The organism is Thermosporothrix hazakensis (assembly GCF_003253565.1).
Lineage (GTDB): Bacteria > Chloroflexota > Ktedonobacteria > Ktedonobacterales > Ktedonobacteraceae > Thermosporothrix > Thermosporothrix hazakensis.
In genome coordinates this window covers 250,204-272,999 of record NZ_QKUF01000001.1, presented here as the reverse complement: position 1 = coordinate 272,999, position 22,796 = coordinate 250,204, and the positions used below count along the sequence as shown (strand labels likewise).

Annotated in this window: 19 protein-coding genes and 1 other annotated feature; of the genes, 10 read left to right on the top strand and 9 right to left on the bottom strand. The window is 54.7% G+C overall.

Translation table 11 applies throughout. From position 1 onward, the window contains the following. Nucleotides 1-66: 66 nt before the first annotated feature. Nucleotides 67-1,629 (bottom strand): O-antigen ligase family protein, encoded by a 1,563-nt coding sequence (locus tag EI42_RS01110; protein ID WP_170142265.1) that lies wholly within the window; start codon nt 1,627-1,629, stop codon nt 67-69. Between the two features lie 366 nt (nt 1,630-1,995). Next, on the bottom strand, nt 1,996-2,688 hold the full coding sequence (locus EI42_RS01105) for a metal-dependent transcriptional regulator (RefSeq protein WP_111317878.1): 693 nt from the start codon (nt 2,686-2,688) through the stop codon (nt 1,996-1,998). Nucleotides 2,689-2,931: 243 nt separating this feature from the next. On the opposite strand from EI42_RS01105, the gene EI42_RS01100 reads away from it, so the two are divergent. The 10 genes from EI42_RS01100 (at nt 2,932) to aroH (ending at nt 13,362) form a co-directional block, all read left to right on the top strand. Further along, nucleotides 2,932-3,732, top strand: a complete 801-nt coding sequence (locus tag EI42_RS01100) for a transglycosylase SLT domain-containing protein (RefSeq protein ID WP_111317875.1) — start codon at nt 2,932-2,934, stop codon at nt 3,730-3,732. Between the two features lie 71 nt (nt 3,733-3,803). Next, nucleotides 3,804-4,079, top strand: a binding site (T-box leader). 67 nt (nt 4,080-4,146) lie between these two features. Further along, nucleotides 4,147-5,184: a tryptophan--tRNA ligase gene (trpS, locus tag EI42_RS01095; protein WP_211325984.1), complete on the top strand. Its 1,038-nt coding sequence runs from the start codon at nt 4,147-4,149 to the stop codon at nt 5,182-5,184. Nucleotides 5,185-5,291: 107 nt separating this feature from the next. Beyond that, the gene (gene trpE, locus EI42_RS01090; protein ID WP_111317872.1) at nt 5,292-6,890 is read left to right on the top strand and encodes an anthranilate synthase component I; all 1,599 of its coding nucleotides are present in this window, start codon (nt 5,292-5,294) and stop codon (nt 6,888-6,890) included. Further along, on the top strand, nt 6,871-7,452 hold the full coding sequence (locus EI42_RS01085; protein ID WP_111317869.1) for an anthranilate synthase component II: 582 nt from the start codon (nt 6,871-6,873) through the stop codon (nt 7,450-7,452). The genes trpE and EI42_RS01085 overlap by 20 nt, the downstream gene beginning before the upstream one ends. A gap of 40 nt (nt 7,453-7,492) precedes the next feature. Beyond that, nucleotides 7,493-8,560 carry an anthranilate phosphoribosyltransferase gene (gene trpD / locus EI42_RS01080; RefSeq protein WP_111317866.1) on the top strand — a complete coding sequence of 356 codons (1,068 nt, stop codon included), beginning with the start codon at nt 7,493-7,495 and terminating at the stop codon, nt 8,558-8,560. Then, on the top strand, nt 8,550-9,995 hold the full coding sequence (trpCF, locus tag EI42_RS01075; RefSeq protein WP_111317863.1) for a bifunctional indole-3-glycerol-phosphate synthase TrpC/phosphoribosylanthranilate isomerase TrpF: 1,446 nt from the start codon (nt 8,550-8,552) through the stop codon (nt 9,993-9,995). Before trpD ends, trpCF begins: the two co-directional genes overlap by 11 nt. A gap of 20 nt (nt 9,996-10,015) precedes the next feature. Further along, nucleotides 10,016-11,260 (top strand): tryptophan synthase subunit beta, encoded by a 1,245-nt coding sequence (gene trpB / locus EI42_RS01070; protein ID WP_111317860.1) that lies wholly within the window; start codon nt 10,016-10,018, stop codon nt 11,258-11,260. 13 nt (nt 11,261-11,273) lie between these two features. Next, complete coding sequence (locus EI42_RS01065; RefSeq protein ID WP_111317857.1) at nt 11,274-11,981, top strand: B3/B4 domain-containing protein; 708 nt, start codon at nt 11,274-11,276, stop codon at nt 11,979-11,981. A 30-nt stretch (nt 11,982-12,011) separates the two neighbouring features. Beyond that, nucleotides 12,012-12,875: a tryptophan synthase subunit alpha gene (trpA, locus tag EI42_RS01060; RefSeq protein ID WP_111317854.1), complete on the top strand. Its 864-nt coding sequence runs from the start codon at nt 12,012-12,014 to the stop codon at nt 12,873-12,875. Between the two features lie 127 nt (nt 12,876-13,002). Next, the gene (gene aroH / locus EI42_RS01055; RefSeq protein ID WP_111317852.1) at nt 13,003-13,362 is read left to right on the top strand and encodes a chorismate mutase; all 360 of its coding nucleotides are present in this window, start codon (nt 13,003-13,005) and stop codon (nt 13,360-13,362) included. Between the two features lie 48 nt (nt 13,363-13,410). On the opposite strand, the gene EI42_RS01050 is transcribed toward aroH, so the two are convergent. The 7 genes from EI42_RS01050 to EI42_RS01015 form a co-directional block, all read right to left on the bottom strand. Continuing rightward, nucleotides 13,411-13,881 (bottom strand): NUDIX hydrolase, encoded by a 471-nt coding sequence (locus EI42_RS01050; protein ID WP_111317850.1) that lies wholly within the window; start codon nt 13,879-13,881, stop codon nt 13,411-13,413. A gap of 158 nt (nt 13,882-14,039) precedes the next feature. Further along, nucleotides 14,040-15,299 carry a sugar ABC transporter permease gene (locus EI42_RS01045; RefSeq protein ID WP_111317847.1) on the bottom strand — a complete coding sequence of 420 codons (1,260 nt, stop codon included), beginning with the start codon at nt 15,297-15,299 and terminating at the stop codon, nt 14,040-14,042. A gap of 4 nt (nt 15,300-15,303) precedes the next feature. Beyond that, nucleotides 15,304-16,107 carry an ATP-binding cassette domain-containing protein gene (locus tag EI42_RS01040; protein WP_111317844.1) on the bottom strand — a complete coding sequence of 268 codons (804 nt, stop codon included), beginning with the start codon at nt 16,105-16,107 and terminating at the stop codon, nt 15,304-15,306. Nucleotides 16,108-16,192: 85 nt separating this feature from the next. Further along, entirely contained in the window at nt 16,193-17,326 is a 1,134-nt protein-coding gene (locus tag EI42_RS01035; RefSeq protein ID WP_111317842.1) for a sugar ABC transporter substrate-binding protein, read from the bottom strand. A 158-nt stretch (nt 17,327-17,484) separates the two neighbouring features. Then, on the bottom strand, nt 17,485-18,828 hold the full coding sequence (locus EI42_RS01025) for a PTS sugar transporter subunit IIC (protein WP_111317836.1): 1,344 nt from the start codon (nt 18,826-18,828) through the stop codon (nt 17,485-17,487). Between the two features lie 7 nt (nt 18,829-18,835). Then, on the bottom strand, nt 18,836-19,156 hold the full coding sequence (locus EI42_RS01020; RefSeq protein WP_111317833.1) for a PTS sugar transporter subunit IIB: 321 nt from the start codon (nt 19,154-19,156) through the stop codon (nt 18,836-18,838). A 663-nt stretch (nt 19,157-19,819) separates the two neighbouring features. After that, nucleotides 19,820-22,720 (bottom strand): sigma-54-dependent transcriptional regulator, encoded by a 2,901-nt coding sequence (locus EI42_RS01015; RefSeq protein ID WP_111317830.1) that lies wholly within the window; start codon nt 22,718-22,720, stop codon nt 19,820-19,822. Between the last annotated feature and the right edge of the window lie 76 nt (nt 22,721-22,796).

Sequence of the window (22,796 nt, the reverse complement as noted above, 5' to 3'; positions counted from 1 at the left end):
TTGAGTAGTGCTGAAAATCTCCTGTAAAGGATACCGGTTCCCTCTCATGAGGAAGCCGGTATCTTTTTATGCTGTTGCTGGCTGAATCAGTCTGCCACGAGCGAAGACAAAGAGGATACCCATTGCCACAATTAGCGTCCAGAAGCAATAGGAGAGATCCTGTTCCAGAAAGGCGCTGTCAATCAATCCCTGTGTCATGGCGGCCAGCATCGCGCCCGCGACACCTACAAGCTGCCAGCGAAGCTCGATATCTCGCGTCTTGTGAACCGCGAGCAGGCCTCTGATGAAGGTGCGGAAGAACTGGACAAGCAGTCCCAGAAAGGCAAGCAAGCCAAAAATACCCATACTGACCCAGACGTGCAGGAACACGTTATGCGGGTGTGAAAGGGTTGGCTCATCGCTCAGGCCGGTCAATTTGCCGGTCAGCGGATCACGAAGAATCCAGTAATGGTATGTTGGCAGCTCACAGATCGAGTTTCGGCTGTAGTGGCAGAGCCAGTTATCCAGCCCCACACCGAACCAGAAGTGATCCCGAATCATGTTCCATGCTGTCTGCCAGAGATAAATGCGCTTTTCCGCGGTTCCTACACCTATGTGACTGTTGTGGCGCTCGAAGACATAGGAGAGGAGCGCCTGATGATAGATGAGAAGCAGCAGCGCCAGCGCCGCGCCAAAGGCAATCGCGCAAATCAATAGTGCCTTGCGATTGGGCAATGCACACGCGCCACAGAAGAGCAACGCAACACCGATTGCCAGCCATGCCCCGAGCGACTGTGTCAGGTAGAGCGCGATCAGCATCAGGACACAGCAGACCAGCAGTGATAGGCGCGCCAGCCAGGTGTTCTTCTTGCTGAAGAGCCATGCCAGCAGCAGCGGCAGCGTATAATCAAGCAGCAAGCCAATGCTGTTCGCGTTCCCATAGACTGTATGAATGCGGAAGCCCTCGGCCTCCCGGACCATCGTTTCTTTGAAAAACGTAAACTGGATGATCCCCATAACTGCAATACAAAGGCCGATACCGCTGAGGGCCAGCAGCAGGCGCTTGAGATCCTGCCGCGTTCGCAGGAAGAGCAGCGCCAGTATCGCATAGAGCAACGGGAAAAGCACTTCTTTCCGCAGGTCCACGGTGGCATAATGTTTTTGCAGCGCGGTGGTCAGCGACATGCAGGCGGCGAAGAGAAATAGCAGCGTTGGCAGAAGAAATGGCTTGATCCGCTCCCAGAGCAGACGCAGGGTGGCAAGGTTTCGGTTCTCTTTGTAGAGCAGCACTTGAATGATCGCTATCCCAAACAGGATACCGAGCGTGATTTCTGCCAGACTGAAGCTGAGTTTCGAGTGTCCGATCTCGATCACCTTCTGATAGTAGGGCAAATAGAAAGGGAAGGTGATCGGAAATAGGGTGATAGCGACAGAGAGACGAAACCAGCTCAACAGGGTAAAGATGGCGAGAAACAGGAAGGCGAGAAGCGGCGGAGCAGCAGGAAAAAGACCGAGCCCGGTTTGCTGATTCCCGATCAGGTAGAAGAGGAGCAGTGAGAGGATCAATCCGCCTTCATACAGGCGTTGCTGCCAGAAGGTGAGAGATCGTGCTGTCGCTCTGGTCGGGCGCTCGGGTGGATCGCTTGCCATATGCTCTACGCTGTTTTGCTTACCTTGTATTGTAGATAGCGTTTCGTCGAACTTTTCCATCAGTTATTTACACCAGCATTGTATTCATCTTTCATATGGATCTTACATGGCTCTGCTTTTTTCTGTGTATACAGTTCTACACTCTTTCTGGAAAGAGCCCCTCCCAAAAGAGTCAGCCTGTTTGAGTATAGCAAATGAGTATCCGAGCCGTCTATCTTTCAGAAGAAATGGCGATTTTCGAGCCTGTGCAGGATGGCATGCGTTCCAAAAAAAGAAAAAGCCACTCGCTTCTGCGAGGCAATATCCTTTTGTGGAAAGAAGGCGCCCACGAAATGGATATTGTCGCATTGAAGCGATGGCTGCCTGTTATCTGGTTACCCAGATTTTTGCTGCTGAGCCCTTGCTGATCACTACCTCACGTCCATCAACCGAGAGTGTAAAGTTATCAGTCGGTGCGTCTCCACTGGCAGAAATGACCTTCACCTGCATTTCAGGTGTCAGGCCCTTCTCGTGCAGATACATAATCAGTGCCTCCTCGTCCTCAACGACCTCGGAGATGCACAGGATTCGCGCGGTATCACCTTCGGGGATTGTGGAGAGTCGCACAGCGTTATTATCCTTCAAGTAGTTGCGCGCGTTGGGGACCAGGCCGGGAATGGGATTTCCATGAGGGCAGGTCTTCGGATTTCTTAGCGTTGCAATGACCTTTTCCTCAACCGCGCCCGAGATGTAGTGTTCCAGTCGGCAGGCTTCTTCATGCACCTGATGCCATTGTAAGCCGAGAATTTCGACAAGAAAGCGCTCGGTGAGACGGTGGCGACGGAGCACTGCTTCAGCGGCCTGAATTCCTTCCTCGGTCAGAGTGATGTGCCGCTTGTTGTCCATCTCGATATAACCAGACTTGACCAGACGCTTGAGCATTTCTGTGACGGTAGGTGCTGCAACACCGAACTTTTCCGCGAGTCTCGCCCCTATAACCGTATCTCCCTCTACGCTCATATTGTATATTGCCTCAAGATACTCTTCGACAGTTGCGCTTAATGCCTCGCCTGCTTTCATATGACAACTATCCTCTTTTCTAGATATCACGCACTCTTACACATACAATTTAGCACATCTGTACAAGATACGTCAAGGCGAACCGTGAAGCAATAGCACAATTGCTGCTCTGCCTCGCAGAGCCCTTCAGAAGGGAAAGGAGTGGGCGCTATTCTGCATATGATCGAACGGCAAGACAGTGGATAGGGATGTGTCAATTCAGGGATCGGATATAGTGAAGGAAAGAGGAGGCATACATCTTTCATGCACTGCTTATTCCGTACAGTTTTCAGGACACCCAACTGCAAACGAACGCGCTACAATAGGGGAAGGTACCGTTTAACTCTGCCTTTTCTGCTTGTATGTCTCCTCTTCTTTCTCTGTCCGACGTTCGCAACGGCGGCTTCGTTCTCTGAACGACCGTGTGCCTGGTATCTGGGGCGCGAGGGAGAGACGCCGGAACTGCTTGCCCGGCGCTTTCAACTTCCTGTGATCGATCTGATGGAGGCGAATGGTCTGCATGAGAGAAACGGCAACCTGAAAGGTCAGGTGCTCTGTATCCCGGCTACTGAGGCGGGAAGAACCATCGCTGTTGCACCGGAGAAACAGGGACCTTCGGGACTACAGCCTGATGGCTCGGTTCGTCGCTTTGCCTATGAGGCGCTGGAAACGTCAACCCTTGAACAGGTCTCCGATCTCTTGTTAACAGAGGCCGCGACCCGCCATATTCCGCCCGCCTTGCTTCGGGCGCTGGCCTGGCAGGAAAGTGGCTGGCAGCAGCAATTGATTGCAGAGGATGGCGGCATCGGCGTCATGCAGTTGATGCCGGAGACGGTTGACGAACTGAACTCCCGAGAGGGAAAAAAACGCGATCCTTATAAGGTGCGCGATAATATCCAGCTCGGCGCTCTCTATGTCCATTATCTCTGGGAGCGCTATCATGGAGATCTGCGCAAGGTGATCAGCGCGTATAATCAGGGGCCTGGCACTTTGGAAAAGCATGGCGTACGGAATAACCAGTATGTCCACACTGTCCTGGCTCTGATGAAGCGGTTCAGCGCGTGAAATGAGCTTCGTTTTGCCACTTGACAGCAGACGATTTTCTTCTTATACTGATACTCAAGTACAAGCGAATCAAAAAAGCGACGAACAGGAAGAGTACATAACTGACCTCTGGTCCAGAGAGCCGGGATTGGTGGAAACCGGTACAGCGGAGTTATGGAATGGGCCTGGAAGCTAAAGAGCGAACGCTGTTTGTACAGTCAGTAGGACTCTTTCGGAATGTCCCCCGTTATCGAGGACAGGATATACCAGAATTCTGGTCGTATCTGGAAATGAGGGATTATCTTTCAGTGTGAGATAATCTGAATAAGGGTGGTACCACGGAAAGCTTGCCGCTTCTCGTCCCTGGGGGATGAGAGGCGTTTTTGTTTTTGGGCTCCTTCTCTTTGATGTCGCATAAATGGAGGTTTGAAGATTATGACTGTTGATACGCATGAGGCGACTGCGCCCGGGGCCGAGAAAATGGCTACGAAGAAGCGCACCTTCTCAGGAGTGCAGCCGACCGGAAATATTCACCTGGGGAACTATCTGGGCGCTATTCGTAACTGGGTGGAAACTCAGGATCAATACGACAATATCTTTTGCATTGTCGACCTGCATGCTATCACGGTTCCTATTGACCCTGTGGAGCTCCATGCCAATACACGCAAACTGGCCGCGCTCTATCTGGCCTGTGGACTTGATCCGAAGCATTGCAGACTCTTCGTCCAGTCCCACGTGCATGAACATGCTGAATTAAGCTGGATCTTAAACTGCTTTACGCCGATGGGCTGGCTCAATCGCATGACGCAGTTCAAGTCGAAAGCGGGATCAAATCTCGATTCCGTTGGCACCGGGCTGTATTGCTATCCTGTGTTGATGGCCTGTGATATTCTGCTCTATCACACGAACTATGTTCCTGTGGGAGACGACCAGCGCCAGCATGTTGAGCTCACTCGCGACATCGCTATCCGCTTTAACAATCGGTATAAGCAGCAGATCTTTACGATCCCCGAAGCACAGATTCGCTCGGTGGCTGCGCGTATCATGTCGCTGACCGAGCCGACGAAGAAGATGAGTAAGAGCGATCCTGATGAGGGCTCTCGCATCTCGCTGTTGGATACGCCAAAGGCTATCAAGAAGAAGATCGGACGCGCAACGACGGACTCTCTCCGGCTGGTCGCCTTTGATCCAGAGCGCCCTGGCATCACGAATCTGCTCTCGATCTATCAGGCGTTGACCGGACGCTCGCGTGAGGAGATCGAGGCCGAGTTCGAGGGGAAGGGGTATGGCGAATTCAAGGCCGCGCTGACCGATTGCATTGTCGCGACACTGGAACCAATCCAGCAGCGGTATCATGAGTATATGAATGATTTGCCAATGCTCGAAAGTATCCTCAAGGAGGGCGCTGATCGAGCTCGCCCGCTCGCGGCAGAGACGGTTCGCCGGGTCAAAGAAGTGGTTGGTCTGGGCTAGTCTCGGGACCAGAAGAAACGCGCATGTTATGCATATCGTTTGATGCGCCTGTCTGTGGAAGTCGCCTTTCCGGGCACTTCCCGGACGGTAGAAGTGCAGGTTGAAAGATGTATTATCCATCGTTTACCGAAATACAACAAGCGTATGACCGCGAGGCCGGTAGTCAGGTTGTCGGACAAACGCGGCCAATCATGCCCATCTATAGCGATGTCATGGCCGATATGGAGACACCGGTTTCTGCATACTGCAAGACTGCGCTCAAGCCGTTTACGTTTCTGCTGGAAAGCGTGACCGGTGGGGAGCAGGTGGCCCGCTACTCATTTATTGGTATCCAACCCTATATGGTCATGATTCATCGAGGACAGACGGCCCGCCTGCTCAAATACTCCCACGCGAGTGAAACGCCGGATATTGAAGAGGTGCCCTGTCATGACCCGTTGACATTGATCGAAGAAGAGCTTGGACGCTACCGCCTGGTGATGCCGTCCGGCCTGTCTGCCAGCGAGTTGCCGAAGTTCTTTGGGGGGGCCGTCGGGTATGTCAGCTATGAGGCTGTGGCCCGTTTTGAGCGGGTGCCGGTGCCGGAGAAGACCGCGCTTGGCCTGCCGCTGGCCGTTCAGTGTTTTACTGAAACGGTGCTGGTCTTCGATCATGTGCGGCATCGCGTGCGCATTATGACGCATCTGCATCTTGATGCGCCTGATTTGCAGGCAGAGTATCAGCGCGTCTGTGCTTTGATTGACGAGATTCAGCTGCAATTGCGGCAACCACTCCGTACGCCGCGCTATGAGGGAACGGTGGATGAGCCAACCGCTCCGTTGACCTCCAATCGCATGAAAGCTGAGTTTATGGAGATGGTGCGCCGCTCGGTTGAGTATATCAAGGCCGGCGATGCGTTCCAGATTGTGCCGTCACAGCGCTTCAGTCGGCCGGTGAAGGCCACACCCTTTACGGTCTACCGGGCGCTTCGGACTATTAATCCCTCTCCCTACATGTTCTATCTGGACCTTAAGGATTTTCATATAGTTGGGGCATCGCCCGAGTTGCTGGTGCGCTACGAGGACGAGCAGGTCACGATCCGCCCGATCGCGGGAACCCGCAAGCGTGGCGCTGATCCAGCCAGTGATGAGGCGCTGGGGCGTGAGTTGCAGGCCGATATTAAGGAGCGAGCCGAACATGTGATGCTGGTTGATCTTGCTCGCAATGATGTGGGACGGGTGAGCGTGCCGGGTTCCGTTCAGGTGGATGAGTTTATGACCATCGAGCGCTACTCGCATGTGATGCATCTGGTCTCTAATGTCACGGGCACGCTGCGCCCGGAGCTCTCTCCGTTTGACGCCTTGCGTGCAGGCTTCCCGGCTGGCACAGTCTCCGGTGCGCCAAAAGTGCGGGCAATGGAGATTATTAGCGAGCTTGAGGGCGAGCAGCGAGGCGTGTATGCGGGTGCTGTTGGCTATTTTGGACACACCGGCAATCAGGAGACTGCCATAGCCCTACGCACGATGGTCATGCAGGACGGCATCGCCTATATACAGGCTGGCTGTGGTGTGGTGGCCGACTCAGACCCCGAATTTGAATATCAGGAGAGCGTGAACAAGGCAATGGCGTTGATGCGAGCACTGGACGAGGCGGAGCAAATGACGCGTGACGAACTGGCCGTTGATGTATCGGAAAAGGGGGATAGCAATGCTGCTCTTGCTCGATAACTATGACAGCTTTACCTACAATCTCTATCAATATCTTTCCGAGCTTGGGGCCAGCGTTGAGGTCTACCGGAATGACCGAATCACGCTGAAGGAGATTGAGCGCTTGCACCCCGAGCACATTGTGATCTCACCCGGGCCCTGTACGCCGAACGAGGCAGGGATTTCGTGTCAGGTGATTGAGCGTTTTGGCTCTTCCACCCCGATCCTCGGTGTGTGTCTGGGTCATCAGTGTATCGGGCAGGTGTACGGGGGACGTGTCATCAGAGCGCCGGAGCCGGTGCACGGGAAGGTATCGTCCATTGAGCATAGCGGACAGGGGGTGTTTCGTGAGCTGCCCCAATCGTTCGAGGCCTGTCGCTATCATAGCCTCATTGTTGAGCTGGAGACGCTTCCGGAGTCGCTGGAAGTGACGGCAACGACCGCCGATGGTCTGATTATGGGGATACGTCATCGTGCGTTCCCGGTTGAAGGGATTCAGTTTCATCCCGAGTCGATTATGACTCCGGTTGGAAAAAGCCTGTTACGCAATTTTCTACAGCAATCAGTTGCATTGAGCTGCTAGGAACGCGCTGCGAGCGAGGGCAGCGTGAGAGGAGTAAAGCATGACGATCCGTGAGGCTATTGTACAGGTCAGCGCCGGGGCAACGCTGAACGAGAGCGAAGCTGCCGCTGTGATGGAAGAAATTATGACCGGAATGGCGACCCCGTCTCAGATGGGGGCCTTCCTGACTGCGCTTCGCCTGCGCCCGGGGGGCGAGACCACCGAAGAGATTACCGGTCTGGCCCGAGTGATGCGTGAGAAGGCCCTGCGGGTACATCTGGACGAAGCGTTTGCGACGCGCGCGATGGATACCTGCGGCACAGGCGGCGATCGAGCGGGCACGTTCAATGTCTCAACGGCTGCCGGCATTCTGGCGGCGGCGGCTGGTGCCACGATTGCTAAACATGGGAATCGCTCGGCTACCAGTCATTGCGGTAGTGCCGACGTACTGGAAGCGCTTGGGGCCACGATTGAACTGACCCCTGAGCAGGTCGCCTATTGTATTCAGGAAACGGGCTTCGGCTTTATGTATGCTCCGGCCTTCCATCCCTCGATGAGACATGTGGGCCCGACGCGGCGCGAGATCGGAATTCGTACCGTCTTTAATATTCTTGGCCCGCTGACCAATCCGGCCTACACGCCATATCAGGTATTGGGCGTACCTGAGGCGTCGCTGATGCGCAAAATGGGTGAGGTGCTGCTGCGTCTGGGCTGTAAACATGCGCTGATCGTGCATGGCGAAGATGGCCTTGACGAGTGCTCGTTAAGCGCTCCCACCCGTATTTGTGAGGTGCGAGCAGGTGAGGAACTGCGCGAATATACAATTACGCCCGAAGAACTGGGCCTGCCCCGTGTCGCTGATCGCGATGCAGTCCGTGGGGGCAGCGTTGAGGAGAACGCGGCCATTTTCCGCATGGTCCTGAGCGAGTATACCGATTCGCCGAAGACACATATGCTCTGTCTGAATGCCGGGGCGGCGCTGCTGGCAAACGATCTGGTCCCCTCGTTGCAGGAAGGGGTGAAGCTGGCGCAGGCCACCTTAAAAGCGGGCAAGGCCAGACAGAAATTAGCTGAAGTTATCGAATCTACGCAGGTTGCGTCTGGTAGTCAGGTGAGATATGTTTCTTGATCGAATTGTTGCACAGACACGTGAGGATCTGATCCTGCGGAAGCAGGATTGTTCGCTTGAGGAGATGCGGGCTCGGGCACTGGCGCAGCCTGCTCCTCGTGATATGCTCGCGGCTTTCACGCCTCGTACCCGGGTCAATTTGATCGCGGAGGTCAAACGGGCCTCGCCCTCAAAGGGCCTGCTCGCGCCTGATCTGGATCCAGTAGCGCTGGCGAAGGTCTACGAGGCCAACGGGGCGGCGGCTATTTCTGTGCTCACCGAGCCACACTTTTTCCTGGGAGCGCCAGAGTTTTTGACCGCGATCAAGCAGGCGGTGCAGGTTCCGGTGCTGCGCAAAGATTTTATTGTTGACGAATATCAGGTCTACGAGGCGCGGGCCTGGGGGGCCGATGCCATTCTGCTGATCTGTGCGTTGCTGGATGATGCGCAACTGCGTTATCTGCTGGAGCTGGCCCGGAGTCTTGGGATGTGTTCGCTGGTAGAAGCGCACACCACTGAAGAGGTCAGGCGGGCGGTAGCAGCTGATGCAAAGCTGATCGGGGTTAACAGTCGTGATCTGGTGACCTTCAAGATGAACCCGTATCTGATTCGCGATATGCGTCGTTTTATTCCTGCTGACCGGGTCGTCGTCGCTGAGAGCGGCATTCATACCGCTGATGATGCGCGGCGTGTCGCTCGATATGACGTACAGGCGATGCTGGTTGGTGAATCGCTGGTCGTCTCCGGTGACGTGCCGACGCAGATGCGGACGCTGCTTCAGGGCGCGAATGAGGGCATGCAGGTGAAGGTCTGCGGGCTGAAGCGCGCGGAGGATGTCGAGGTAGCGATTGAGGCCGGGGCTGACTTTCTCGGTCTGATCTTCTACAAGCCGAGTCATCGCTATGTGGCGCCAGAGCGTGTTCGCTCGCTGCTAGAGGCTACTGCTGGCTATGTCTCCTATGTAAATGGGAAGCCCGCACCCGATCTCGTCGGGGTCTTTGTCAATGAGGATGCAGAGGTTATTAATGAGATAGCGGAGCAGGCGGGCCTGCATTTTGTGCAGCTTCACGGCACCGAGTCCCCCGAGTTCTGCCAACGGATTCAGCGTCCTGTTTTAAAAGCGCTGCATCTCAACGATCAGACAGATCTGGCCCTGATGGATGCTTATCATGATGTGGCATGGCGGCTCTTGCTCGATACACCTGCGCCGCAGCAGTGGGGTGGAACCGGTGTCCCACACGACTGGGCGCTTGCCGCGAAGGCCGCACAGCGTCAGCGGGTCTTTCTTGCAGGTGGGCTTACACCTGAGAATGTACAGGAAGCGCTCTCTCAGGTGCGACCGTGGGGTGTTGATGTCAGTAGCGGGGTTGAGACTGAGAGGCGCAAAGATCCCGCGAAGATTCGCGCCTTCTTACAGCAGGTTCGTTCGCACTCTCTCCCTGTAGTCACCTTGTAGCCAGTAGAAAGAAAGCGTTTATGCAGCAACAACAGATATCACATCAGAAATCCAGCTATCAGCATGGTCTCTATCCTGATATGCGTGGCCGTTTTGGCGACTTTGGCGGAAAGTACATTCCCGAGAGCCTTGTTCCAGTCTTTGCCGAGCTAGAAGAGGCGTATGAGCGCTCTCTGCATGATGAGGCTTTTCAAGAAGAGTTGCGGCGTGCACTGCGGGAGTATGTGGGACGACCGAGCCTGCTCTACTATGCGCCGCGCTTTTCAGAGCGGGTCGGGCCGGGCGTCAAGGTCTATCTGAAGCGCGAAGATCTGAACCATACCGGTGCACACAAGATCAATAACGCCGTCGGCCAGGGCCTGCTTGCTCGCTATATGGGAAAGCAGCGTATTATCGCGGAGACCGGAGCCGGTCAGCATGGTGTGGCGACCGCGACTGTGTGTGCGTGGCTTGGCCTGAAATGCGTTATCTATATGGGCTCCGTCGATGTTGAGAGGCAGGCGTTGAATGTGTTCCGGATGAAGCTGCTCGGAGCTGAGGTACGCTCGGTTGATATTGGCTCTCGCACCTTGAAGGACGCTATTAACGAGGCCTTCCGCGACTGGGTGACGAATGTGAACGATACCTTCTACCTGTTCGGCACCGCGGCTGGTCCGCATCCCTATCCGCGGATTGTGCGTGATTATCAGTCGGTGATTGGGCAGGAGGCGCGTGAGCAGATTCTTCAATTGGAAGGGCGCTTGCCTGATATGATTCTGGCTTGTGTTGGCGGTGGTAGCAACGCTATTGGCATTTTTCACCCGTTTGCCGGAGATGAAGGTGTGCAACTGATCGGGGTTGAGGCTGGCGGCACCGGGATGAAGGAGGGCGAACATGCGGCCTCGCTTGCGGCTGGAACGCCGGGAGTGCTGCATGGAGCTTATAGTTACCTGCTTCAGAATGAGGATGGACAGGTGCTGGATACGCACAGCATTTCGGCGGGACTGGATTATCCCGGCGTCGGGCCAGAACACAGCTATCTCAAGGCGTCGGGACGAGCATCCTATGTTCCGGCCAGTGATGCCGTTGCCCTTAACGGCTTACAGGTATTGAGCCAGACAGAGGGCATTATTCCCGCGCTGGAGTCTTCTCATGCTCTGGGCCATCTGCTGGAGATGGGTAAACAGGGCAAAGTGCCGCCCGGCTCAATTGTGATTGTGAACCTTTCAGGGCGTGGCGACAAGGATATGCAAACGGTCGCGAAGGCGCTCGGTGTCTCTTTATAAGGAGGTAAAGAGGATGTATACCTTTCAGTACAGTGCGGAGATCCTCGAGCGCTACCCAACCGTTGTCGGGGGGGTGATCGTAGCCCGAGGGATGCACAATGGACCCACGCCCGAGAGCTTGCTGGCAACCTATACCGCCGAACAGCAGGCTGTTATCGAGCGTCTTGGGACGACACCGCTGAGCCGTCTTGAGTCTATTGCGGCCTGGCGGCAGGCGTTTCGCGGGTTTGGCGTTGAGCCGACACAGTATCGCTGCGCTGCTGAGGCGCTTTTACGGCGTCTGACGAAGAAAGGCGATATCCCGAGTATCAATCTGCTGGTTGATCTTGGGAATCTGATCAGTATCCGGTATGCGTTGCCGATTGCGGTCTGTGATATGCAGGCGGCACAGGGAGCGATTACGGTTCACTTCGCGCGAGGTGAAGAACGCTTTACAATTCTGGGAGAGGTCGAAGCGGAGCATCCTGAGCCTGGCGAGGTGATTTTCTCTGATGAGACCGGCCTTGTCTATGCACGACGCTGGTGCTGGCGACAGAGTGAGCAGAGCGCTGCGAAAAGCACAACCACCGATGCGATTATCACGGTTGAGGGCCATCATGCCGACGCCCGGCGCGATGTGCTTGCGGCGCTGACCGATCTGCGCGAACTGTTGAGCAAATATGCCGGCGGAACCTATGAAAGTGCTGTGCTGGATAAAGATCACCCCGGTTTTTCCGCGTAAGGGATCAAAGAACGAGGAGAAAAAGCTATAATGGAAGTGAAAGACGTCGTGGCTGAGCAGCCTGCAACACGAATCTCACAGGTGTTTGAGCGAGCCCGTCGCGAGCGGCGCGGGGTGCTGATTCCCTATTTTATGTGTGGCTATCCTTCGGCAGAGCAAAGCGAGAAGATTATTCTGGCAGCTATCGAGGGCGGCGCTGACATTATCGAGCTCGGGATTCCCTTCAGCGACCCGCTGGCCGATGGCGCGACGATTCAGCAGGCTGGCCATGTAGCGCTGGAACAGGGAATGACCTTGAAGGGCTGCATGCAGATTGCCTCGCGGATTGCCGCGCAAAGTGATGCGCCGCTGGTTTTTATGGGCTACTACAACCCGATCCTTGCCTATGGGCTGGAGCGTTTTTGTCGTGATGCCTGTAATAGCGGTATCTGTGGCCTGATTATTCCCGACCTTCCGCCTGAAGAGGCCGAGTCGCTCCAACGAGCCGCCTACGCCTACGGGCTGGCAATTATCTTCCTGGTGCCGCCTACAACGCCTGATGAGCGCATTGCACACATTGCTGACATTGTGGCTCAGGGGCCTGGTGGCTTTCTCTACTGTGTCTCCTTGAGTGGCGTGACTGGCTCGCGGAGCGAATTACCACCTCACCTACGCGAGTTTATTGCCCGTGTGCAGACCTATACTGAGCCCAAGAATGTACCGCTGGCGGTTGGCTTTGGCCTTTCGACGCCCGAACATATCGCGGCGGTGACCGGTTTCGCTGATGGGGCGGTGATCGGGAGCGCGCTTGTGAAGCTGATCGAGCGCGCTGAGGAGGCTCAACAGCCCGGGACGATTCGCGAGTATATCAGTCGCCTGCGCAACGCTGCGGATTTGCCGGTAGAGCGGCAGTAGTTTGTTATAGAGTATGCTATAGAATGGCTATCCGGTCTTGCGTCTATCCTTTACAATAAAGCCATCTATCCTCTTTGTGTTCAAGAAGGGGTTAGGGAAAATCTCTTGAAAAGGGGGGCGCAGGATCGTGTACTGTCGTGGTATTCGTGGCGCAATTACAGTTGAACACAATGACCGGGAGGCGATTCTTTCGGCGACGACTGAGCTACTCCAGGCAATAAAAGAGCAAAATAAGCTTCAACCTGACGATATTGCCAGTATCATTTTTACGCTGACGGAGGATCTGGATGCGGTCTATCCTGCATTGGCGGCGCGTGAAATGGGGTGGACTCAGGTTCCCCTGATGTGTGCCCGCGAGATTCCTGTACCGGGTAGTCTGCCGAAGTGTGTGCGTGTACTGGTGCATATCAACACCGAGCTCTCGAATAGCGAGCTGCGGCATGTGTATTTGCGTGATGCTGTGGTGTTGCGCCCGGATCTGCCCTGAGCCAGGGAGATGCCCGTTCCGTTTGAAAGGAGCGGGCTTTCTTGCTGTTTAGACGCGTGCATGCTCTGCCCTGCGGTATTGCTGATAGCGGGCAAAAAGAGCCTGATAGTATCCGCCCATCTGAGCGACCTCTTCAGGCTCAAGCCAGCGCGGCTGTCCCTCAATGCTTTCTCTAAGCGAGCCGCCGAGCACCCTCCCGGCAAAGAGGAATGTCATGGTGCTCATACGGGTGATGCCTGTACTGCTGCCTGTCTCATAGCCGATAACGTCGCTGACCTCGATTTCGAGCCCGGTTTCTTCTTCACATTCGCGACGTGCTGCCTCTTCTGGTTGCTCGTGCCAGCGCATAAAGCCGCCCGGGAAGGCAAGTCCGCCCTCGGTGCGTTCAATCGCAAGAAAACGGCCCTCTTGTTCGACCAGGATGCAGACGCAAGCAAAGGGCGGCAGGTTTCCACCCAGAAGGATATTCAGGAGATTAAAGAAGACGCCAACCGCTCTCTTGAGTAGAAGATAAAGCACTGTGTTATCTGCCTGTCTTTCTCTCTATTTTTCTTTTGAGATAGTATAGTGAGTGTATTCAATCGATGCAAGCGGATTTCATCAATGCGATGCAGATCAATATAAAGCGAAACGAATGCCCCGGGCCTGAAGGGAGACCCGGGGCGGACAAGCAGGAACTAGCGTCCTTGACGGGCCTGCATTCGGCGCACCAGCGCATCGACAATAACGGCAATGACCAGTACCGCGCCCTCAACCATCTGTTTGATATCTGTTCCCTGGCTGCGCAGAGAGAGACCATTTTCCAGACTACCGATGACCAGCGCACCGAGGGCAACCGCCCAGAAGGAACCCCGGCCACCAAACAGGCTGACACCGCCGATCACCGCTGCTGCGATCGCGTTCAGTTGGAGTGTCGGGTTGATCTGGCTGGCAACACCCAGGGAGCGTGAAGTTGCGAGCAGACCACCGAGAACGGCCAGCGTTGAACAGAGGGTAAAAGCTGCAATGCGCAGTGTGGTAACGTTGATACCGGCGCGGCGTGCGGCCTCTGCGTTACCGCCAACAGCATAGATGTGGCGCCCGAAGCGAGTTCGTGTGCTGATCGCCCAGAAGACATAAATCAAGCCGAAGAAGATCGCCACCCCGTTCGGAATGCCGAGATAGAGTCCTTTCACCGGGCTTGGTGTGCTCTCCATAACGAAGACAATGCCTTCCACAATAATTACGGCTGCCGCGATCTGCGTCACCAACACCCAGAGCGGTTTGGTACGTAGTTCCAGACGACGGCGCTGAACCCAGCCGTAAATCTCCATTGCGGCATAGATGACGAGGAGCAGTGTCGGTAGACCGAAGGCCAGCCAGTCGGGCAGGAAACTATATGGTGTTCCGGCCAGCGCAACCAGCGGATCAACGTCATTGACTTTGAGAGTTGATTGACCGGCCAGCAGGTTCAGCAGAAAGCCTGAGTAAAAGATTGATGCGGCCAGCGTCACGATAAATGAGGGAACGCGCAAGACTGCGACAATGAACCCGTTAATAAAACCGGCGAGCGCCCCGGCAAGGAGCCCGAGCCCCATTGCTGCGTAGGGATCGACATGCATACGCACGGCCAGCACCGAGGTTACCACCGCACCAAAGGTGCCCACGGCTGCAACGGAGAGATCGATTTCGCCCAGGAGCAGCACAAATGTGACTCCCAGACCATCGATACCGATATTAACGATCTGCTGTAAGAGGTCCGAGATGTTGCGGGGTTGCAGGAAGAGACCTTCTGTAGTGATCGTAAAGTAGATGGCAATAATCAGGAGTGTCAGCAGTACCGGAAGAAAGCCCAGATCATTGCGCAAAAGCTGTGCAAAGGTTTGCTTTTGCCTGTATTCCGGTCGCTCGACACTGCCCACCCTGGGTTTGTCGTCAGATGGGATAACCTGACTCATGAGCTTACTTCCCTCCCGTCTCGTTTCCATTCGTATGAAGAATCTCGCCAAATTCTGCGCCTGTGATCGCGGCAATGACGCGCTCCTGTGAGGCATTCTTGACATCAAAGGTACCGACACGCCTACCCAGACGCAAGACGATAATGCGGTCAACGACCTCAAAAACATCTGCCAGATTGTGAGAGATAACCACAACTCCCAGGCCCTGAACCTTTAAGCGCTTGATCAGGTTTAAGACCTGGCGCGTTTGAGCCACACCGAGGGCTGCGGTTGGCTCATCAAGAAGTACCACCTTCGCGTTTCGTAGAATGGTCTTCGCTACCGCAATCGACTGGCGCTGCCCGCCTGAGAGCGTCGAGACGACCGATCGAATTGAGGGCAGCTTGACATCAAGCGTGCGCAACACCTGCAAGCTGCGGCGCTCCATTTCGATATCTGATAAGAAGCCAAACCGTGTGCTCTCCCTGCCCAAAAAGAGATTTGAAACGACATCCAGGTTGTCACAGAGGGCAAGATCCTGGTAGACCGTTTCGATCCCGAGCTGCGTTGCCGCCTGGGGTGAGTTCAGCGTCACTGGCTGGCCTTCAACAAATACTTCGCCCTCATCGGCGGGACCAACGCCCGAGATCGTTTTGATCAGCGTTGACTTTCCGGCACCGTTATCGCCAACCAGCCCGACGACTTCTCCGGCATAGACCTCAAAGTCAACGTGGTCAAGTGCGCGAACTGCTCCGAAGCTTTTGCAGATGCCACGGAGTTGCAGAAGAGGTACCGCGTCCTGTGGGGCTGCTGTCTTTTCTACACTCATATGTCCTCCTGATTGAAAGAGATGTCCGAACAGACAGGCAGGACGGTACCCTGTGTAGAACAGGATACCGCCTGATAATGACTGCTTAACAGATGCCGCCGGTCCCCTTTGGCACGTTCTGACACACTTCCTCTTTGGTCAGGTACTTGTCGTCGAGGACGCGCTTGACGTTCGACTTGTCGATAGCGATTGGCTCAAGGAGTACTGAGGGAATCTCTTTACCAGATGCTGTTTTCTCGGTCGTGCCTTTGGTAACTGTCTTGGGGTCGGTGCCGTCAATCAGGGCTTTCACGATGTCTGCGGTTGCCTGCGCTTCCTGGACGATAGGCTTATAGACCGTCATCATCTGATCGCCAAGCAGGATGTTCTGAATGCCTGCGGCAGTAGCGTCCTGTCCGGTGACAAGCACTTTGCCGTTCAGCTTCTTGGCCTTCAGTGCGGCAATGACCGAGTTGGCCATACCATCATTTGCGACATAGGCAATCTGGACATTATCTTGACTCTGGGTGAGGGCACCATCCATCTCGGTGCGGGCGGTATCGTTGTTCCATTCGGGGGTAAACTGGTCGTAGACCTTTTTCAATTCGCCTTTGTCAATCAGTGGCTGTAGCTTGTTCATTGCACCCTTGTAGAACAGCTTGGCATTGTTGTCGGTCTCGCCGCCATTGATCATGACCAGATTCTTGTTATCGCCCTTCACATACTCTTTGTAGTGATCCACGATGTATTGACCCTGTACCTCACCGACGCGGACGCCATCGAAGGAGACATAGTAGTTGAGGTCATCGGACTGGATCAGGCGGTCATAAGCAACGACGGGAACGCCCTGAGAAGCCGCCTTAGACACGATCGCGCTCGCTTTATCGGCATCGAACGGAGCGACGACCAGAATGCAGGCACCCTTTGTCAGGGCGGTGTCTGCCTGTGTCTGCTGCGTATCGGCGTTGCCTTCGGCGTTCGAGATCATGACTTCAACGCCAAGCGCCTTAAGTTTTTCTTCGAGCAAGGGGCGATCTTTTTTGTCCCAGCGCTCCGATGAGGCGGTTTCGGGAAGAAGCACGCCGACCTTTTTACAGCCTTTGCCGTTTGCCTGCTGCGTGTTGGTATTACCGGGATTGCCGGTGTTGGCACCGCTGTTGCCACATGCCACGACCAGCATGGCGATTAACAATGCGCCAAACATGGCTTGTAACGAACGATGTTTCTTAAATAGTTTCATCGCTGAAAACTTCCTCCATGCTCATTATGAATATTCCAGTGGTTGGGTGTTCCAGAAAACCAGAAGTGATGGAAGCCTGTTCGTCATTGAACAAATACCTGACATTGTGTATGATTCCCCTCTTTGGATCATTCCTGAATGAAAAAGGGTACCTCCTTTCAGTTGGATTGGTGATGAGCACCCACAAGCTGCTCTTTGGGACCCTCATTGGTCTGAGCTGCCTGCTGTTCTTTACTCATCAAGATGCGTTCCCAGGCCTTGAAAAACGGATAATATAGAACAGCGGAGACCAGAATATCAAACAACTGAAGCAGACCGCCTCGGATGTCTCCTCCACTTGCGATAATGCCACTGATCCCCACGGGAACGGTGAACGGTTGCATGATGACCGGGACATGGACCCATCCAAGCGAAAAGACGATGTAGTTGATTGTGACAATCACCAATGGCACGCAGACAAAGGGAATCATCATGATCGGGTTAAGCACCATCGGGATGCCGAATGTGATTGGTTCGTTGATATTGAAGATCGCAGGACCGAGCGCGACTTTCCCCACAGTGCGTAACTGCGAGGAGCGCGACCGCAACATATAGATGACCAGCGGCCATGTGGCTCCCGAGCCACCAAGATGGGCGAAAATATGGAAAAATGGTTCGGTGACGATACCATGTCCCCCGTGAACATTGTTTGCCAGCGTCGTAAACCAGAATGGCGCTGCCATTGCGGTTACAATGTTCATGCCATGAATGCCGACTGACCAGAGAAGCATCATCAGAATGATCTCCAATACGGCAGCAGGATAGCTGTCCTGGACCACGACGAGCGGCTTAAAGACCGTCATGAGCAGGATCGGCAAGGTATAGGGTTGCGCTTTCCCATCCGCATTGATAAACGTATGTGCGCTGATAAACCACTCAAGCAGCCATGCCACGGTCAGTAAAATGAGCGTGGGCACCAGCGCCTCAAAAGCGCGTTTGACGTTGGGGGGGACCGTTTTGGGCAGGCGAATCGTCAGGCGCGACTGCCGGAAGCGATATACTACTTCACCTGTGCCGATGCCAACCAGAATCGCGACTAAAAGCCCTTGCCCACCGAAATAAGGTAGAAGATCCCCGAGTCGCAACGTGTCGAGATCCCCGACCGGGATGCTGACCACCAGAAAGACTACTATTGCCAGAATCCCGGGTTGTACCGCTTCGGTGCGCCGATACTGCGACAGGCTGTGCGCAACTCCAAACGCCAGAAAGAGCGCCATCAACCCGAACGAGAGCTGAAATGGTACCTCGACGGCGGTCTGAAAGGCCTTGTAGGACTCCGGTATTGCATCCGGGCTCCAGAATGGCGGGTTCGCGATAATGAGAAAGACACTGCCCGCGATAATCAGAGGGAGCGTGAAAATGATGAACGCGTCCCTGATGGCTTGCAGATAAATGCTGCTGCCTATGACTCCCAATGGTGGGACGAGATAGCGTTCAAACCAGTTGCCGACGCGTTCGATCACGTTTTCGTTACTCCCCTTTAGTCACATGAAAGATGTGTTCGATCTGCTCAAGTACGGCCTCGCCATTCATCGTTGCATAATGAAAGGGTTCGATCATGGCGACCGGCTTGTGCAGCGAACTTGCGATCGCTGCAATATTCTTGCGCAGATGCCGGATCTGAGGCGCGATCAGGATAATATCGAAATCCTCAACACGCTCCATATACTCACCCGCGCTGAGTGCTTCAACAAGGAGATCTTGCTGCTTTACCCGGGCCGCCGTCATCATGCTATCAACGAGCAAGCTGGTCGACATGCCCCAGCTACAGACAATCAGGACTCGAATCATGTTTCCCTTTTCCCACACTATCTCTTCTTCGTTCTCTTTGTCAGGAGATTTCTCCCTGCTGCTTCCTTTCTTGCAAATTCTATGCCAGGATGTGTGCTACACAGATGACACACTGTGGAATCATATGAATCTGTACATGCTGAAGAAGCCAGAGAAGCGTAGTAAGCAATCTTTTAATTGCTTTTCTGCTTTTCTCTCTTTTCCCGGAAAGGCTGGTTTACCTGCGTATCTTCCCTGTAACTGTGTTTCTTGTGTGCGAGTACCGGGTGGCCGTTTCGTCGGATATCTCTGGAGAAAGCCCCTTTCTCGAAGAAGTCTCTATGCCGTTTGAGCAATGAGTGAGGTGGTAATCAGGTGCAGGGAGAGGAAGGAGAAGTGTGTTTCTCAGTGTGTTATTTCTGTTCTGTGTAGCCCGTATGGAAGAAGACGTCCGGTTATCTGCCGCTCTATTTCAGGGATGTGATACGGTCACCACCGCTCTGAGCGGAGACCCGGCCTCAGATAAGTCAAGTGGGTGTGAAAGGATCGGCAGGCCGCGCGAACGATTGTTGCGTACGTTGGTCGGCTGCCGATGGTTACCGCGGGTGACGGAAGCGCTGCAGGCTGCCTCTGCCTGCACTGGAACGTGCGTGTTTTTGCGTGCAGGGGCTTCCAGTGTTGCTGTCAGGGTGTTGCGGGTGGATCGATAAAGATATCAACTTGCCTGAGAATACTGACGATGTTATATGCCTCCTCTTCTGGCAAGGGATGCCCGATTTGCAAACTCAATGCCTGCCAGGCGTGGCGACAGATCGCGAGCTCCCGCGGGTAGAGCTGATGAATCTGCTCGCGAATAGCGTCGCTGACCAGCATTGGAGGGTGCGAGGGACTGCGTTCAAGCAGTGTTGCGAGATGGAGAATCAACCCGGCAAGCACCTCTGTGTCAAAGCTTTCTCCGACCTCAATTTCAATCATTTCGATAGTTCGTTCTATCAGCGGTAGCACCCGGGCTGGATTTAGAAAAAGCGAGCGTTGTCGCAGCGTATGCTCGATCTCGCGCATCAGGGCGGCGCGTTGGGCCTGCCTCGGGCGCAGGCGGCGCGTTGGTGGATTGAGCAGAGCCGGGTCGATGAAGGTACCTCCGAGCAGTGTCCGTAAACGGGTGATGCCATCGCCAAAAAGCAGCTCGGAGAGCGAGATAAAAGGATAGTTCTTCAGGTGTGGATTGATGGTCCCCACGACTGCCACGACCTGCCGTGAACTGACCAGCCGCTGGAGCTCATCCTCGGTTTTCCCTGTAATACTGATATCCATACAAATAATCTCAACATCCTGCTCACAGATCTCAGGCAGGCGCTCGGTAATCACTTCTGCTAGCTTGGTTGCGCTGCCATATCCTGTCAGGCAGATTGAGAGAATGACTCTCTTTGTTGATGTGGGAGTGTATGGAGTTGTCTGTTCACGAAGCAGGTGACCGCCAGTCTGCGTTGTTTTAGAGGGGGGGGCGTATGCCCGGGTGTTTGATGCCAGACTGGTGGCCAGCTCATCGAGTGTGTAGCCTTCGGCGCGTTGAGCCTTGCGGGATGCCTCGATGACCAGCGGCGCCGAAATGTTCGCGATGGCCCGGATCGCGATTCCGGTCCGATGGGCGATGATCTCGCCCAGGGAGAGCAGCGACGCAAAGTCGACGAGGAGCAGGACACCACTTCCTTGATCGGCGTCACGAACGCATTGTTCCACCAGATTGAGAATCTCTTCCGGGGTCTGCTCAAGGTCTAGCTCGACAGGGGAGACGCTGGTTGCTCCAACCAGTGTATTTGCCAGCTCAGCCAGCCCCTGTGCCACTCCATGGCCGTGTGCTGCAATCACAATGCCCGCAGAGACATGCCCGTTGCTCAACAGCGTATCCGCGTGGTTAAAGAGCACGACAAGCACGTTTGCCTCGCTTTCGGGCAAGGTGACGCCCATCTCTGTCTGAATATGCTGCAAGGCAAAGCGAGCGATTTCATATTCAATGGGATAGGTTTGACGGACGGCCTGAATCCCCGGGACATGGAGCGGGTGCCCCTGGCTGCTTCGCTCAATCGCGCTGGACAGATGGAGTGCCAGCACGAGCGGCAACTTTTCGGGGAAAGTGCGTCCGAGCTGTGTTTCCGCATGATGCACGATGGTCTGTGCCAGCTTCAGCAGGCGCTTGTCTACCAGGCTGGCTGTGGCTTCATTCGTTTCCTGGTCGATGCTCTGGGCAAAGTGCTGAAAATACTGCTGAATCGAGAGCCGTACCAGGGAATGGATCTCGGCTTCGGAGAGATTGGTTTTGCGCAAAAAAGCCAGTTCAGTATTGATAATGTCGTAGAGACTGCGGCCAGAGTCTATATCACTATCCAGATTCAGGCCGGTTGGCGTAAAGATATGGTTGGCTTTGAGATGGTAATGGGTCTCTTTTTCGAGCGTCTGGTGCAGCTTGGCAATGTGGAGCAGGCCATTGCGCACATGATCGGGCAGCGTATCGATGTGGACAGAGAGCTCATGGCGGTTATGGGTGCGATATTCCAGATATGCCTGGGCACAGGTTAATTGTACGTCAGTCCTCAATTGCCCTATATTCCCGGGACAATTATACAGTAAAAAGGCTTGTATCGCCTGGGGAGTTACCTGAATATTGACGCCGATACTGCTGCATTCCGCAGTGAAGAAGGCGCGAACCAGCTCATAGCGCTCCATAATCGGACGCTCATTCAGCCCGGGTAGCCTGATGACCATTGGAATGCGGCGTCGAAAGGTTGGCAGCAGCGTGGTATGTGGGTCCTCTGTGGTTGCGGCGATCAACAGCACGGAGGCGCTCCGCTCCTTGACCTCGCCAAGCCGCCGGAAGCGCTCCTTATCCATTAAATAGAAAAGCATTTCCTGCCCCTCTGGTGGCAGACGGTGCACTTCATCCAGGAACAGGATGCCGCGATGTGCCTGTTCAACCAGACCACTTCGATCTCGATCTGCTCCTGTATATGCACCGCGCACGACACCAAACAGGTGCGCCATGAGCAACTGAGGATTACCCGCATAGTCCGCGCAGTTAAAGCTGACAAACGGCGCATCTTCCGGGAAGGCTCCCTGTTCAATAGCAAAATCGTGCATCAGGCGTGCAACCGTGGTTTTACCGACGCCGCTCGGGCCACAGAGCAGCGTATGCAGGCCATGTGGTGGGTAAAGGATAGCTGCTTTAGCCTGTTGAATGGCACTTTTTAAGCCCTCAGAATTCCCGATGAGCGTATCAAAACTGGTAATGACCGCGCCCACCTGCACGGAAGCCACAATTGTTGGTGGCGTTCCCTCTGGTGGGACGGCTTGTGGTGTGCTCGTCTCAGTTTTCAGGGTGAACAGGACCGGTCTGCCGGGTATACGAAGAATCATCCCCTCGTGTGCCAGTTGGTTAAGATCACGGCTGGCATTGCTGCGGTCTATTCCTGCTTGCAGAGCAACTTCTTCCGCACTGAATCCCGCATGACGGCGAAGTACACTATGCTGTGGCATTTGTTGCGTACAGAGATAGCGCAATGCCTCAAGAACCTTCTCTTTGCGCAGCATAGATAGCAACTTTCCTTGTTGATTTTCCTATTGTCCGTTTCTCGTAGATCCAAGTATACCGAAATACCATTCAAAA